General features: G+C 40.0%; 15 protein-coding genes. 8 read left to right on the plus strand and 7 right to left on the minus strand.

Annotation, left to right across the window (positions count from 1 at the left end; genetic code table 11):
* Positions 1–81 precede the first annotated feature (81 nt).
* The 4 genes from FA047_RS03720 to FA047_RS03735 are packed head-to-tail and all read right to left on the minus strand — an operon-like array spanning position 82 to position 3,356.
* On the minus strand, positions 82–1,077 hold the full coding sequence (locus tag FA047_RS03720) for a YihY/virulence factor BrkB family protein (RefSeq protein ID WP_136834622.1): 996 nt from the start codon (positions 1,075–1,077) through the stop codon (positions 82–84).
* Between the two features lie 8 nt (positions 1,078–1,085).
* A complete protein-coding gene (locus FA047_RS03725) occupies positions 1,086–1,493 on the minus strand; it encodes an acyl-CoA thioesterase (protein WP_136834623.1) in 408 nt (135 codons plus the stop codon).
* A gap of 4 nt (positions 1,494–1,497) precedes the next feature.
* Positions 1,498–2,556 (minus strand): endolytic transglycosylase MltG, encoded by a 1,059-nt coding sequence (gene mltG / locus FA047_RS03730; protein WP_136834624.1) that lies wholly within the window; start codon positions 2,554–2,556, stop codon positions 1,498–1,500.
* A gap of 29 nt (positions 2,557–2,585) precedes the next feature.
* On the minus strand, positions 2,586–3,356 hold the full coding sequence (locus FA047_RS03735; RefSeq protein ID WP_136834625.1) for a PASTA domain-containing protein: 771 nt from the start codon (positions 3,354–3,356) through the stop codon (positions 2,586–2,588).
* Between the two features lie 311 nt (positions 3,357–3,667).
* On the opposite strand from FA047_RS03735, the gene FA047_RS03740 reads away from it, so the two are divergent.
* Positions 3,668–4,654, plus strand: coding sequence for a D-alanine--D-alanine ligase (locus FA047_RS03740; RefSeq protein WP_136834626.1), 987 nt, complete (start codon positions 3,668–3,670; stop codon positions 4,652–4,654).
* 78 nt (positions 4,655–4,732) lie between these two features.
* Here FA047_RS03740 and FA047_RS03745 read toward each other — a convergent pair whose 3' ends face one another.
* Positions 4,733–5,494, minus strand: coding sequence for a DUF3575 domain-containing protein (locus FA047_RS03745; protein WP_136834627.1), 762 nt, complete (start codon positions 5,492–5,494; stop codon positions 4,733–4,735).
* Positions 5,495–5,680: 186 nt separating this feature from the next.
* Between FA047_RS03745 and FA047_RS03750 the strand changes: the two genes are divergently transcribed.
* Together FA047_RS03750 and FA047_RS03755 are read left to right on the plus strand one after the other, a co-directional pair.
* On the plus strand, positions 5,681–6,262 hold the full coding sequence (locus FA047_RS03750; RefSeq protein WP_136834628.1) for a Crp/Fnr family transcriptional regulator: 582 nt from the start codon (positions 5,681–5,683) through the stop codon (positions 6,260–6,262).
* 88 nt (positions 6,263–6,350) lie between these two features.
* On the plus strand, positions 6,351–6,755 hold the full coding sequence (locus FA047_RS03755; RefSeq protein WP_136834629.1) for a DUF983 domain-containing protein: 405 nt from the start codon (positions 6,351–6,353) through the stop codon (positions 6,753–6,755).
* Positions 6,756–6,799: 44 nt separating this feature from the next.
* Here FA047_RS03755 and FA047_RS03760 read toward each other — a convergent pair whose 3' ends face one another.
* Together FA047_RS03760 and FA047_RS03765 are read right to left on the minus strand one after the other, a co-directional pair.
* Entirely contained in the window at positions 6,800–8,227 is a 1,428-nt protein-coding gene (locus tag FA047_RS03760) for an MATE family efflux transporter (RefSeq protein WP_136834630.1), read from the minus strand.
* A 180-nt stretch (positions 8,228–8,407) separates the two neighbouring features.
* Positions 8,408–8,827 (minus strand): acyl-CoA thioesterase, encoded by a 420-nt coding sequence (locus FA047_RS03765; RefSeq protein WP_136834631.1) that lies wholly within the window; start codon positions 8,825–8,827, stop codon positions 8,408–8,410.
* Positions 8,828–8,905: 78 nt separating this feature from the next.
* On the opposite strand from FA047_RS03765, the gene rpsO reads away from it, so the two are divergent.
* The 5 genes from rpsO to serC all read left to right on the plus strand — a co-directional run bounded on the left by rpsO (position 8,906) and on the right by serC (position 15,843).
* Positions 8,906–9,208, plus strand: a complete 303-nt coding sequence (gene rpsO, locus FA047_RS03770; protein WP_136834632.1) for a 30S ribosomal protein S15 — start codon at positions 8,906–8,908, stop codon at positions 9,206–9,208.
* 151 nt (positions 9,209–9,359) lie between these two features.
* The gene (gene pnp, locus FA047_RS03775; protein ID WP_136834633.1) at positions 9,360–11,504 is read left to right on the plus strand and encodes a polyribonucleotide nucleotidyltransferase; all 2,145 of its coding nucleotides are present in this window, start codon (positions 9,360–9,362) and stop codon (positions 11,502–11,504) included.
* A gap of 145 nt (positions 11,505–11,649) precedes the next feature.
* A complete protein-coding gene (gene rpe, locus FA047_RS03780; protein ID WP_136834634.1) occupies positions 11,650–12,321 on the plus strand; it encodes a ribulose-phosphate 3-epimerase in 672 nt (223 codons plus the stop codon).
* An 8-nt stretch (positions 12,322–12,329) separates the two neighbouring features.
* Positions 12,330–14,729, plus strand: coding sequence for a TonB-dependent receptor (locus FA047_RS03785; RefSeq protein ID WP_136834635.1), 2,400 nt, complete (start codon positions 12,330–12,332; stop codon positions 14,727–14,729).
* 49 nt (positions 14,730–14,778) lie between these two features.
* Positions 14,779–15,843: a 3-phosphoserine/phosphohydroxythreonine transaminase gene (gene serC / locus FA047_RS03790; protein ID WP_136834636.1), complete on the plus strand. Its 1,065-nt coding sequence runs from the start codon at positions 14,779–14,781 to the stop codon at positions 15,841–15,843.
* The last annotated feature ends 3 nt before the right edge of the window (positions 15,844–15,846 follow it).

Genomic DNA, 15,846 nt, shown 5'->3' on the forward strand with positions numbered 1-15,846 from the left:
GAATACCGCATGATTCTGCAAATTTAGATTTAGATAATTTAATGAAAACTTCATAACGGCTTAAAACTGAGTAAGAAAAATTTATCTTTTCTCTAATTTATCCTCTGCAGGGGCTGTTTTTTTAAACATATTGAAGTTGGGTTTGATGATTTTTACACTGCGTTTTGACAGGTCTACACTCGCATTTAGCTCAAAACCTACCAATAAAATCAAGGAATTTAAGTAAAGCCAGATCATGATCACGATCAAAGTACCGATGGATCCGTAAACTTTATTGTAAGCACTGAAGTTATTGATGTAAAACGAAAATCCCCAGATGGTAAAAAAGGCAAGTATTGTAGCCAGCCAGGAACCTGCACTTAAGAAGCGCCATTTTTTGGCATGGGCAGGGCCATATTTATACAATATGGAAATGGTCACAAAATACAGGACACCTAATAATGACCACCTTGTGAGGTCTATGGCAAACTTAGTCAGACTGTCACTGCCTACATCAAGTTCGGTATCCAAGTACTTGATGGCCAGTTCGCCAACAAACATTGCTGTAATACATACAATAACGGATAGTGCGATGATGAGTGTGAGCAATACTGCAATCATTCTTTGTTTAAACCAGCTGCGGGTCTCAATGATCAGTGAGGATTTATTGAAAGCCATCATGAGGCTGTGGATCCCATTGGTAGCAAAAAACAGCGACAGGATAAAACCGAATGACAATAAACCACTATTTTGTTTATTTACAATCTCTTCCAAAGTATCACTAAAAGCTTGATAAGCATCTGCGGGTAATATCAGTATGATCAGTTTCATTAGCTGATCCTGAAAACCAATCCGCTTTGGTATAAACGGAATCAGCGTGAATAAGAAGATGATGGCCGGGAATATGGCCAGCATGAAATTATAGGCCAGGGATGAGGCTTTGTTGACTAGGGAATCTTTGCCTATTTCCTTAAAAAAGAAAGAAGCAACGGTATATAAAGGTAGGGGGCTAAAGCCTGGTAAAATACAAACTTTTGTCCAGTCAATTAACATCGCATAAAGCCTGATCTTCAAAAGCTGTCTATGTACCCACTCCATTATCCCATTTAGTTAAAATGCACTTTTAGTCTGTCCATAAAGTTTTGCGGAGGCTGACAAGGCTTGTTCTTTTCCATGTCTACAAATACCAGTGTAGTTGATCCAATATTGATCAGCTCTTCTGCCGGATTAAACACTTCGTATTTGAACTGAATTCGTACACCAGGCAAGTTTTCTATTGTGGTTTTAATGGTCAGTTCCTGATCGTATAATGCTGGTTTGATATATTTGCAGTTCAGTTCCAAAACAGGCATCATTACTCCGCTGTTTTCCATACCAACATAATCCATGCCTAAACTTCTGAGCATCTCTACACGAGCTACTTCATAATATTCTGCGTAGTTGCCGTAATATACATAACCCATTTGATCCGTTTCGCCGTACCTTACCCTTATTTTGCAGCTGTGTATATACATAATTTTATTTATAGATGTTACGTTTGTTCAGCGCATCCCTGTATTTCTTTGCATTTCTTTCATGCTCCTGCACTGTAACTGCAAAATTGTGATAGCCGGAGAAATCCTCCTTGGCACACATATAAATGTAGTTATTTTGGTTTCTGTTTAGTACAGCATCAATAGCATTGATGCTAGGCATCATGATTGGTCCAGGAGGAAGGCCTGCGTATTTATAGGTGTTATACCTGGATTGAACTTGTAACAAGGCATTGGTTACACGTTTTACCGTGAAATCATCGTTGGCATATATTACTGTGGGGTCTGCCTGTAATAATATTCCCTTATTGAGTCGGTTCAGGTACAGGCCAGCTATGATTGGCATTTCTTTGTCATATAGTGCCTCAGAATCAACAATAGAAGCGAGGATGGCAACCTGAACAGGGCTCAGGTTTAATGCAGCAGCTTTTTGTTTGCGTTCTGCATTCCAGAACTTATCATACTCGGCACGCATCTTATCAAAGAACTCAGCAGGAGTGATATTCCAGTACATTTCGTAGGTGTTGGGAATGAACAACGTGTAGATGTTGTCTTTATTGAACCCATATTTTTCAATCAGGGATGCAGAATCCAGCAGACTGATAAAAGCCAGAGAATCCGGTTCGAGGTTTCTGGACAGATAACCTGCAAAATTTTCTTTTTTCCTGATGTTTTGGAATTTTAGTTTCACAGGATCCTGATTGCCCGCTTTCAGCATATTGATCAGGCTGCGGTTGTTCATTCCTTTGGATACTTTGTAACGTCCAGGTTTCAACGAGCGTGCCAGTTCCATCTTGGCGGCAGCCTGACTAAAAGATCCAACATCAGTTAGTATATCCTTGTGCTTGACTTCCTTAAATACGTCATCGAGTGTATAGCCCGTTCTCACATAAAGGTATTTTTCATTGCCGGTGATGTTGGGTGCAAAATAAACCTTATAGAATTTTAAGCCGTAATAACCACCTATAACCAACACAACAAGCAGTATGGCCAATATTGCTTTTGTAGCTGGCTTTAAACCTTTCTTTTCTTCGTTTGGGATCATGATAATTTTATCTGGAATGATTGTGTAGATTATTTTTTGTTAGATAAAGTAATGTTGACAGGTGTTCCCTGTTTTACTTTGGTCACCGAGTCGGTAGCAAAAGGCTCCTGTTTTATGATGACCGCATTTGCTGTATCGGTAATGGTGCCTTCATAGGTGACGGTACCGAGATTAAGCATGGCGCCGTTTCTCAATGCAAACAAAGCCTCATCTTTGGTCAGGCCGATTAATGAAGGGATGTCCACTTCTTCGTTGCCCTTCCCGTCGCCAAGCAGGAAGTCAATTCTGGAACCCTTGCGGACAGTTTGTCCTGCTTTTATCGGCTGGCCACCAAATGAAGCCATCAATACCACGTCTCTGCTGATATCTGGCTTGTAGGTCGTATCACCAAGCTTTAAGCCAAAACTTTCGATAATCGCCTGTACCTGTCTCAGTGATTTTAACTCCACGTCAGGGAATTTCACATCGGGAGCGGTATTCATACTTACGGTCAGGTATATGGTTCTGTTGTCTTTTACAAAGGTATTTGCATTAGGATCCTGATCGATCACTGTTCCCGGAGGAGAGTCCATTATGTAGACAGAATCTACCTCATACCTTAAACCCAGATCTTCCAGCTTGCTCACGGCCTGCGTGAATGACATCCCCTTCAATGCTGGTACATTCAGTCCCTGACCATGCTTGGTATAATACCTCAGGCTAAAAAATGCAATAAACAAGAGTACAGCAACAGTGATCGCAGCGGCTAGTAAATTGTTTCTGAAAGATTTTGTTTTTAAATATGAAATGAATTTGCCCATCGCTTTTTCTGTTCTCTAGGTATATCGTCCAAATTTAGACTAAAAAAATATTTTATCAGAATTAAAATAACATCTGACCAAGTAATTTATATTTTTGAACATCATGGTTGTCGTCCTGAATGATTGCTTAGCTCAGACGAACGTCATGCTGACTTCGAAGAAGCTGCGAAGCAAATTTATTTCAGCATCCCGTACTAGTAGATTAGCCCTCTACTCTGGGATACCGGCCTGCGCCGGCATGACGACGTTTATGTATGCTATTTAATAGCGTTGGACGATCTTTGAAAAATGATAGCTTAAATAGATCAAATATGAAAAAGACAATAGCATTACTAACCGGAGGAACTACTGGAGAATGGGTAGTATCGGTGAAAAGTGCAGCGACAATAGCTCAGAACTTAGATGCAGATAAATTTGATGTGTATAAGATCATGCTTACACAGCAGGGTTGGTTTTATGAGCCAGCGGATTCTGTGAAGATTGAAGTAGACAGGAATGATTTCTCTTTAACTCTTAACGGCAAAAAAATAAAATTTGACGGTGTATTCATAGCCATTCATGGTTCGCCTGGTGAAGATGGTAAACTGCAAGGGTATTTTGATATGCTTAACTTATCATATACGACCTGCGATGCCCTGACTTCTGCAATCACCATGAATAAGGGGTATACGAAAGCAATAGTTCAGGGAATACCCGGGCTTCATGTGGCGAAGTCTGCACAAATATTCAATAGCATTCCGTACAATACTGATCAGCTGAAGAAGGACCTTAAAGTACCTTACTTCGTAAAACCAAATAATGGAGGAAGCAGTATTGGGATGAGTAAAGTAAATCATGCTGATGACCTTCAGGCTGCGATAGACAAGGCTTTTAACGAAGACAGTCAGATCCTGATTGAAGAATTTATATCTGGAAGAGAATTTACGGTGGGAGTGGTTAAACTGGATGGAAAAGTAACGGTATTACCAATCACTGAGGTGGAGACCGCAAAAGAGTTCTTTGATTTTGAAGCTAAATACACGCCTGGGGTAGCTAGAGAAACCACGCCTGCTCCGGTAAGGGCAGAGACGCGTGAGAGAGTGGCTAAAATAGCGGAAGCGGTTTACGTGAAACTGAACTGTCGTGGTGTGGTGCGTATTGATTTTATACTAAGTGGGGATGAAGGTGATTTCCATTTTATAGAGATCAATACGATTCCTGGACAGACGGCGACCAGCTTTATTCCACAGCAGGTAGCGGCAATGGATATGAAACTAAATGATTTTTATACCAAGCTGATCAGGGAAACAATAGGTTAGATGTACAGGTTTATGATATAAAAAAAGGAGCATTGCAAAATCGCAATGCTCTTTTTTTTATGTTTAAAGCGTAAAGGTTTAGAATCTGAAACCAACACTCAAACCAGCTCTTACACCAGCCCATGGGCCGTCAAAATCTACTTTGGCACCGTTGCCATCTACAGTATATTTTGTTTTTACCAGAGGAAGGTCATCAAGGTCTTCAAGTGCGTCAAGTAATTCTCTCTGCTCATCATCATTTAAGCTTTTCTTACCTGAAATGTTTCCTGAAGAAGTACCATAGTTAGGACCTAAGATCCACCAGTCAAGGTGTATTTGTTTGCTTAGTTTCCATTGGGCACCGAACAGCAAGCCAGCAGTTAAAGCAGTAACGTCTCCGCTCATTGGGATGGTTTCTCTACCGTTGTCTGTGTCGTAACCGAAAGGAACTTCTGCAGAATAAGTAGCATACCTGGCAAAAGGCGCTATGTAAAATCCTTGAAACACCTGTTTTCCAAGGTAAAACCTAACTTCCGGAGTGAAAGCAAAGTTGCCTGTTTTGAAATCTTTGATGCTTTCCCATGTCTCAGGATCATCGATCAGATCTTCCAATTTGGATTTAAAAGGCGCTCCTGATTTAGGTGCAAACCTGATACCAGCAGCTACTGAGATCTTTTTGTTGATCGCACGTTCGTACTGAAATGAAAAGTTCTTCAATATTAAAGCACCTACATTCCATTTTACAAGGTTTCTGTTTTCAATCCCATCTGCAGATTTTTCCTGAGCTTGTGAAATACCAGCTGAGCCCAAAATGGCCATCAGATTTAAGATAAAAAAAGTTTTAGTAGAATTTTTTGTCATAATTTACTTTGAGTTATCGTTTAATTGCGTCAAAGTTATATAAAACTCACAATCAAAAGAAATACCCGTATGCAGGTATTTTTCATCTGTTTGTTTATTATTTTTCATTTGATAATGAAATATATGATTTGAAAATCATGCTGGTTTCCGTTATTATTACATCAATTTAATGGTGCAACTGAGCTTATGACGATAAAATATTTACTGGACAATCATTTTAAAGTGGTCACTTATAAGAAGGGGGAGGTCATTTACGAACCTGACGCACATCCAAGGGCAGTTTATTTTATAAAAAGCGGTAAGGTTAAAATGGTGACAGTAAATAATGACGGCAAAGAATTTATTCAGGGTATTTTTAAAACCAATGAGTATTTTGGTGAACCGGCATTGTTGCTGGATAAACCTTACCTAGCTTATACCATTGCCACTCAGGATTCGGAAATTATCCCAGTAGGAAAGACTGATTTTTTTGAGCTCTTGGAAGAGCGCAGTGATTTTAGTATGAAGTTGATCAAAACCTTAAGTAACAGGTTGTTTTATAAAGCAATGATGCTTGAGGAACTGGCAAATGAGCAAGCTGAGCATAGGGTGAGGACATTGATACAGTATCTTTTGAAGGAAGTGGAAAGCGCGCAGGAACTGAAAGTGACAAGGCAGCAATTGGCTGATATGAGCGGGTTGAGGGTGGAAACGGTAATCCGGGTGGTAAAGAAACTTTCTGATCAAAATGAATTCAAACTAAATAGGGGTAAAGTCATTAAATTATAAGTATGATCTGGATCATAAAATTTAGAAATGATCCTTCGTAATTTTGTGTTATAGAATCCAAAGGGGATTTTCTAACAATAGAATGCTTATGAATACTCCGTCAAAATTACAAGCTGTAGTTGAATGTAAATGTCCAAGATGCAGAAAAGGCCCGATATTTTCAGGCAAGATGTTTTCGTTTAAAGGACAGGTTACTAATGAATATTGTTCTCATTGCCATCTTCGGTTTGAAAGAGAGCCTGGCTTTTTCTATGTGGCGATGTTTATCAGTTATGCGATGAACGTAGTTGAAATGATTAGTATCAGTGTTGCCGCTTATGTTTTAGGTGTTGCGCTTACTTATGAAAACCTTTGGGTCTATGTTGCGATTATATTGGTTGGGGTATTTTTATTCGCTCCGCTAAACTATCGTTATTCACGCGTTTTTCTGCTGCACTGGCTTACGCCCGGACTTAGATTTGTACCTGAGATTTCAGAAAAGAAAGCGGCGTGATGTAGATATAAAAAGGAGTCTATATAGACTCCTTTTTTTAATAATCAGACTTTTATTGTCTTCCATTTACCCCGTTTGAAGAGAAGGTAACCTGCTATACAAATTGCGGTCTCCGCTACTGGAATTGCGATAAATACGCCTGTAGGGCCCATTTCGAAGTATTTGGCCAACAAATAGGCGAGGGGAATTTGGAATAGCCAGAATCCGAAGAAGTTGACCCAAGTAGGAGTCCATGTATCTCCGGCGCCGTTAAAGGTATTGACCAGTACCATTCCTATTCCATATAATATATAACCGAGGCTCATGATGTAAATGGCCTTTAAGGCAACCGCACGTACGGCTGCATCATTGGTGAAGACAGCGATCATGGGCTTGCCGAGGGCAAAAGTAATGAGCATGACCATCGCCATATAAAATACACTGTATGTTGCGGTCTGAATCACAGACTTTTCTGCTCTGTCCAGATGCCCGGCACCGAGGTTTTGCCCAACAAGCGTTGATGCCGCATTGCTAAGTCCCCAGGCGGGTAACATAAAGAACATCATCAGTCTCAATGCGGTTTGATAACCGGCAGATCCGTGATCTCCGCCGGTGGTGGCCACCAGTTGAGCCAGGAAAATCCAGCTGCAGGATGCAATTACGAACTGGAATATAGCGGGCATCGCGATCTTCAGTAGTGCTTTGATCTGCTCCCATTCTGGAATGAGGTAACTCAGTTTTATTTTTAGTATGCCTTTGTCGCCAAAAAGACAATAAAGTTGATATATGACGCCAATTGCCCGGCCAATGCTGGTGGCCATGGCGGCGCCAGTGAGGCCGAATGCGGGAATGGGCCCGAATCCATTGATCAGAAGTGGACATAAAATAATATTGGCCGCATTTGCAATCAGCAGACTTTTCATGGCTATTGCCGCATTTCCTGCCCCACGGAAAATTCCGTTAATCAGAAAAAGAAGCACAATGATCAGGCTACCACCCATCATGATTTGTACATAGGTAGTTCCATGTTCGGCGGTTTCAGCTGATGCACCCATTAGTGTCAGGATCTCCCTGGCGTAGATAAAACCCAAAATACTGATTAGAATTGTGACTGCTACGGCAACAAATACCGCTTGCATCCCCGCTTTTGCTGCTGCTATAGGGTCTTTTTCGCCTATGCGGCGTGCGACTACTGCTGTCGCGGCCATGCTCATGCCAATGGCAAGAGAATACAATATGGTAAGTACAGATTCCGTAAGTCCGACCGTCTGTATGGCGTGACTGCTGTTGTGAAGGTGGCCTACAAAGTATAGGTCGACCAGAGCGAACACTGATTCCATCATCATTTCAAGAATCATAGGTATGGCTAAAAGCACGACTGCTTTTTTGATGCTGCCTTGTGTATAGTCAAATTCTTCTCCTTTAAGAGACTGTTTGATGAGTGTAAATATTTTAGATAGCTTACCCATTGAAGCTGTATTCTGTTCTGACATAAGTAAAGGAAAAAGTAAAGTATAAACCGTTGTACAGCAAAGAATGCTGTGTCATAATTTTTGCGGGAAGGTGGAGCCCTCGGTTGTTAGAACCTCAAACGGACTGCAAATACTTTCATCGTAATGCGGTTGGGTTAGTTAGCAAATATAAATCTTTTTCTGAAAAAAGAAATAGCATTTCTAGATGCTGTAAGCTTTGATCATATCGTCGTTTACTTTGCAGCCTTTTCCTGTGCTGATATCAATCATTACATAATCAAACCAGCCATCTGAGGCTACTTTTCCGGAACGCTTATTTTTGATCTCAAATTGGACGCGGCATCCTTTTTCATTGATGGTAAGTATTCCTGTTCTGATAATGATGACATCACCAAGTACAAGCGGACGTTTAAATTCAACCATCGCAGTGCGGACCACCCAGCCGAAGCCGCTGCTTAGAAAAGATTCCATTGGCATCTTATAGAATTCTGCCATCTGGTCATAACGAGCAGCAAGTACATAATCAAAATATTTGCTGTTGTGGACATGATTGAACATATCTATGTCATCAGGTCTTACTTTTAATTCGCTTTCAAATATGCTGTACGCTGTGTTTTCCATAAGTATTGCAAAAATAGGAAACTTACACTATCTTTGCATCCAATTAATTAATTATACACACTTTAGTATCATTCAAGAATGTATTTAAGTAAAGAAAAGAAAGCCGAAATCTTTCAAAAACACGGCGAAGTAGAAACAAACACGGGTTCTGCAGAAGGTCAGGTAGCGTTATTCACTTACCGCATTGCACACTTAACAGAGCATTTGAAGAAAAATCGTAAAGATTTCTCTACTCAGTTGTCACTACAAAAATTAGTAGGTAAACGCCGTGGTATTTTGGCTTACCTATACAAAAAAGATATCGAGCGTTATCGTGCTATCATCAAAAACTTAGGTCTAAGGGACATTATCAAACCTATCGGAGCTAAAGACGGCAAATAATCGTAATAATATCAAGAAAAGCCATTCTTTAGGGAATGGCTTTTTAATTTCACAGATAAAATCCGAAAGGTTTTATTTAAGTTTGAAAAGTAAATACACAATATATAAATCCGGTGTGTAAAAGAGGAAAACACACCACAACAACTTTTAAATGAATGTAATAAAAAAATCGTTCGACCTGGGCGATGGAAGAACAATCGAAATTGAAACAGGAAAATTGGCTAAACAAGCTGATGGATCTGTAGTAGTTAAAATGGGTGATACCATGCTTTTGGCGACTGTAGTTTCTACGGTAGGCGCTAAGGCAGGTGTTGATTTCTTACCTTTATCGGTAGATTATCAGGAGAAATATGCTGCCGCCGGCCGTATTCCTGGTGGTTTCTTACGTCGTGAGGCAAGATTGTCAGATTATGAAGTTTTAATTTCACGTTTGGTAGACAGGGCTTTACGTCCGATGTTCCCTGAAGATTATCACTCCGATACTCAGGTAATGATCTCTTTGATCTCTTCTGACAAAAATATAATGCCTGATTGTTTAGCTGGTTTAGCTGCTTCGGCTGCTATAGCGGTTTCAGATATTCCTTTTAACGGACCTATTTCTGAAGTACGTGTTGCCAGAATTGACGGTAAATTTGTAATCAATCCTTATGTAAGCGACCTTGAACGTGCTGATATGGAGTTTTTAGTAGCAGGTACTGAAAATGATATCGTGATGGTTGAGGGTGAATGTGATGAGATTTCTGAAACTGAAATGGTGGAAGCAATCGAATTTGCACACAAAGCAATCGTGGTTCAGGTTCAGGCTCAGAAAGAGCTTGCTGAATTGGTAGGCAAAACTGTAAAACGTACTTATTCTCATGAGGATAGCAATTCTGAATTGAAAGAGCAGGTTTATGCGTTTGCTTACGATAAAGTATATGCAATAGCAAAAAGCAATACAAGCAAAGGTGAGCGTGGTGATGCCTTTGGTGCCATCTTAATGGATTTCATTGCTACTTTAGGTGAAGACATTGACGATGTAACCGGCTTTCTTTCTAAAAAATATTTCCATGATGTGCAATATGATGCGATCCGTAACCTTGTTTTAGACGAAGGAATTCGTTTAGATGGTCGTGATGTACGCACAGTACGTCCAATCTGGAGTGAAGTAGGTTATCTGCCTGCAGCTCACGGTTCGGCAGTATTTACACGTGGCGAAACCCAATCATTGACTACCGTTACTTTAGGTTCTAAAGATGATGAGCAAATGATTGATGGTGCTTTCGTCAATGGATACAATAAATTCTTATTGCACTATAATTTTCCTGGTTTCTCCACTGGTGAGGTTCGTCCTAACAGGGGTGCCGGCCGTCGTGAAATTGGTCATGGTAACTTAGCAATGCGTTCTTTAAAGAAAGTATTGCCAGGATTGGAAGAAAACCCATATACGATCCGTATCGTTTCTGATATTTTAGAATCTAACGGTTCTTCATCTATGGCTACTGTTTGTGCTGGTACATTGGCACTTATGGATGCTGGTATCAAAATTAAAGCTCCGGTATCGGGTATTGCTATGGGATTGATCACTGATGAGAAAACTGGTAAATATGCCATTCTTTCTGATATCCTTGGTGATGAAGATCATTTAGGTGATATGGACTTTAAAGTAACAGGTACTGAAAAAGGTATTGTTGCTTGTCAGATGGACTTGAAAATCAATGGTTTGAAATGGGAAGTGTTAACTAACGCTTTAAATCAGGCTAAAGAAGCTCGTTTGCATATCCTGAACGAGATGAAGAAAACAATTTCTGCACCTCGTGAGGATTACAAGGACCATGCGCCACGCATCGTTTCATTGAGCATTGATAAAGAATTTATTGGTGCTGTGATAGGACCAGGCGGAAAAATTATCCAGGAAATGCAACGTGAAACCGGTGCTTCTATCTCTATCGAAGAGGTTGGAAACAAAGGTATCGTTGAAATCTTTGCTGATAATAAAGCTGCAATTGATGCTGCTGTTGGCCGTATCAATGCAATCGCTGCTAAACCAGACATAGGTGCTACTTATGATGGTAAAGTAAAATCTATCATGCCGTTTGGTGCATTTGTAGAGATTATGCCGGGTAAAGACGGACTGTTGCACATCTCTGAAATTGCATGGGAACGTTTAGAAACCATGGATGGTGTGCTTAAAGAAGGTGATAAAATCCAGGTTAAACTTTTGGATATTGACAAACAAGGTAAAATGAAGCTTTCAAGAAAAGCTTTATTGCCTCGTCCACCAAGACCAGAAGCTGCAGCTGCTCCGCAAGCATAGTGAATTACAACCAGCGATGCTGGTGCAATAACAATATAAAATAGAAGTTCAAAAACCCCGCAATTTGCGGGGTTTTTTGGTTTAAGAATCGGTTATTTATTTATATTTACAAATGTAAACCAGCTATAATTAAAACACATTCCTTATGAAACACCTTATTGCCCCATCTGTACTTTCTGCTGATTTTGCTAACCTTCAGCGTGATATAGAAATGATCAATTCAAGTGAGGCAGACTGGTTTCACGTAGATGTAATGGACGGTGTTTTTGTTCCGAATATTTCTTTTGGATTCCCTGTAATGGAGGCGATAAAGAAGTATGCAGCGAAGCCGTTAGATGTACATCTGATGATCGTAAATCCTGATCAGTATATAGAGCGTTTTGCGGCTGCAGGGGCTTCAATTATTACTGTGCATTATGAGGCTTGTACACATTTGCACAGAACGGTGCAGGCCATTCACGCTGCCGGTTGTAAGACTGGTGTAGCGATCAATCCGCATACCCCTGTTGGGTTGTTAAAAGACATTCTTACAGATCTTGATCTGGTGTTGGTGATGTCTGTAAACCCTGGATTTGGCGGACAAAAGTTTATTCCAAATACTATAAATAAGGTAAAAGAATTGAGAAATATGGCTTCGCAGATCAATCCTCGGCTGGTCATCGAAGTGGATGGAGGGGTTGGCTTGCATAACCTCACAGAACTGGTACAGGCGGGGGCGAATGTATTGGTAGCAGGTAATGCTGTTTTTGCTGATGAATCACCAATTCAAATGATTTCAGCATTGAAAGAATTGGACACTACTACAGTAAATTTATAATTAGCTGAATGCTCAAACTCCGACTATTACTGCTGGTTCTGGTGTTGGGGGTTACGTTTGTAAATGCGCAGCCACTGATTAAAATAACTGGTGTAATAAAGGATGATCTGAAAAACCCCCTTGCCAAAGTAACGGTAACGGTCTTGGGGCAGAACCAGTCTACAATTTCTGATGAAAGTGGGACTTATAGCATTTACTCTTCTACAAGATTTTTCACATTGAAATATACTCTTTTGGGATATAAACCTGTTTTGCAGGAAATCAAAAGAGATAAGGAAGGCAGGATTGTACAGGATATAAGTATGGTCAGCAACATCAATGAACTGGAACAGGTTACCATTACCACTCGTCAAAACCAACTCAGTAATAGCAGTATCATCAACGTATCCGATGTCGCGGCAATGCCATCTGCTTCCGGAAATTTTGAAGTGATCCTAAAAACCCTGCCAGGGGTGTCGACCAATAATGAACTGAGTTCGCAATACAGCGTAAGAGGAGGAAGCTTTGATGAAAACCTGATCTATGTAAACGATGTGGAAATCAGTCGGCCAGTACTCATCAGAAATGGTCACCAGGAGGGTTTGAGCTTTATTAATAGCGACTTGCTTAGCGGGGCAAAGTTTTCTGCAGGAGGTTTCGAAGCTCGTTATGGTGATAAGTTGTCTTCGGTGCTGGATGTGCGGTATGATAAGCCTGATAGTAGTCAGGCTATATTGAACCTTGGACTTCAGGGTGGAGCTTTTAGTTCCAGGATATTAAATAAACGTAGTTACCTGCTTGCTGGAATCAGGTATAAAAATAATACTAGCATATTGAACAGGCAAGATACGAAGGGTAGTTATGCTCCAAATTTTACGGATGTTCAGGTAGTTTATCATCATACCTTCTCTAATAAATTTACGTTGGGTCTGCTTGGTAATTTTAACAGTGGGATATTTAAACTGATTCCGGAAAGCAGGGAAACACAATTTGGAACGTTAAGCACATTGTTGAGGCTAGATACAGAATACAGTGGGCAGGAGATCGATGATTATCAAACTGCCGGAGGTGCGGTAACAGCGAGTTACTTTCCAAAGGCGAATCTGGTGATCAAATGGATTAACAGTTATTTTAGCACGCTTGAAAGGGAACGGATTGATGTGGAAGGTAGGTATGTTTTTAATGAAATAAACAATGACTTTGCGAGTGGGGGATTTGCAACGACTAAAACGAACAAAGGGATAGGAGGTTATATCAACTATGCGCGTAATAATCTGGAATCTCAAACCTTTGGTTCTGAAATTAAAGCTGATCAGGATTTTGGAAATCATGTTTTTTCCTGGGGATTGAGATTTGAACGCAAAGATTATCAGGATAACCTGAACGAGTATGGCTTGATTGATTCTGCCGGATATATATTGGAAAGGGGTATTCAGAATTTTTATCAGGACAATAGCATCAGTATAAAGAATAAACTGGCAATTCAGTATTATACTGCTTATGCACAGGATAGTTATAGGTTGTCAGCCCATTCTGAGCTATTGTTGGGGGTAAGAGCAAATTATAATAGCCTGAGCAGGCAGTTGCTGCTGAGTCCGCGTTTGTTGCTGGCATACCGTCCTTTGAGCAACAATAAGATATTCCGTTTTACGGCGGGGGTATACCAGCAGGCCCCAGATTACCGGAGTATCCGGGATTTTAACGGCATTTTAAATAAAGGGCAGCAGGCACAGCGTTCTTATAATAGTTCGATCGGACTGGATTATGCTTTTGACGGATTAGGTACCAGGCTGAAATTTGTGTCTGAACTGTATTTTAAATATCAGGATAGGCTTATTCCTTATATGATGGATAATGTACGTGTAAAGTATCTTGCAGGTGCTGAGGCGAAGGGATATACTTATGGTGCAGATTTTAGTATAGGTGGCGAATTTGTAAAGGATCTGCTTTCTTATTTCCGGGTTTCCTTTATGAAGGCCAATCAGGATATATTGAATGATGGCCTCGGGTATTTGAAAAGGCCGACAGATCAAAGAGTAAATTTTTCTGTTTATTTTCAGGATAGGCTTTTGAACAGTCCAACTTATAAGGTGCATCTAAGTATGCTTTATGGATCAAGGCTACCGGTGGGTGCTCCCTTGGTTCAGCGCTATTCAGATGATTTTAATATCCCTGCATACAAAAGAGTTGATATCGGTTTTTCTAAAGATTTTTTAGATGATGCAGGGATGAGAAAACCAAGATTTCTGGATAGATATTTTAGTTCGTTTTCTGCTTATCTGGAAGTATTTAATTTGCTGAACATCAATAATACAGTTTCATATTTATGGCTAAAGGACGTAGATAACGTACAATATGCTATTCCTAATTATTTAACTGGCAGGCAACTAAATTTAAAATTGATCATAAAGTTCAAGAATTCGAAATGATAAATGATATAAATCTGTTACATTTACAAGCATAAAATTAACTATAAAAATGAGACACAATTTCGGCGCAGGCCCCTGCATTTTACCTCAGGAAGTATTTAAACAAGCATCACAGGCTGTTTTAGATTTTAAAGACGGATTGTCGATTCTTGAGATTTCTCACCGTACACCAGAATTCGAAGGTGTAGTTGAAGAGACCACAAAACTGGTTAAAGAATTATTAAATGTGCCCTCCGGATATTCTGTTTTATTATTGCAAGGTGGAGCAAGCTTACAGTTTGCTATGGTTCCAATGAACTTATTGCCGGAAGGTAAAACTGCAAGTTACCTGGAAACAGGAGTTTGGGCAAATAAAGCGATCAAAGAGGTGCCTGCTTTTGGTAAGGCAAATATTGTAGGTTCTTCTAAGGCCGACAATTATACCTTTATTCCAAAAGGTTACAGTATCCCAGAAGATAGTGCTTATTTCCACTGTACTTCTAACAATACCATTTACGGAACGGAAATGTTCAGCTTGCCTGAAACTAATGTTCCCGTGATATGCGATATGTCATCTGACATCATGAGCAGGGTAATTGATGTGTCTAAATATGATCTGATCTATGCAGGTGCACAGAAGAATATTGGCCCGGCAGGTTTGACTATTGTGATCGTTAAAGATGAAATTCTTGGTAAAGTTGACAGGAAAATTCCTGCAATGCTCGACTATAAAGTACATATAGACGGAGGTTCTATGTACAACACGCCGCCGGTATTTTCTATCTATGTGGCTATGTTAAACTTAAGGTGGTTAAAATCTAAAGGTGGTGTTGCTGAGATTGAAAAAGAAAACATCGCTAAAGCGAATGCCTTATATAAAGAAATCGACAGAAATCCATTATTTAAAGGTACATGTGCTGTTGAAGACCGTTCTAGAATGAATGTTTGCTTCGTAATGGAAAATCCTGAGCTGGAGAAACCGTTCCTAAAGTTAGCTGAAGAGAATGGAATTGAAGGCATTAAAGGACACAGAAGTGTAGGAGGTTTCAGAGCATCTATGTACAATGCACTTCCGATTACAAGTGTTCACACTTTAATAGAATTAATGCAGATTTTTGCAGAAAAATACCAATAAAAT

Source organism: Pedobacter frigoris, from assembly GCF_005116445.1.
Classification (GTDB): domain Bacteria; phylum Bacteroidota; class Bacteroidia; order Sphingobacteriales; family Sphingobacteriaceae; genus Pedobacter; species Pedobacter frigoris.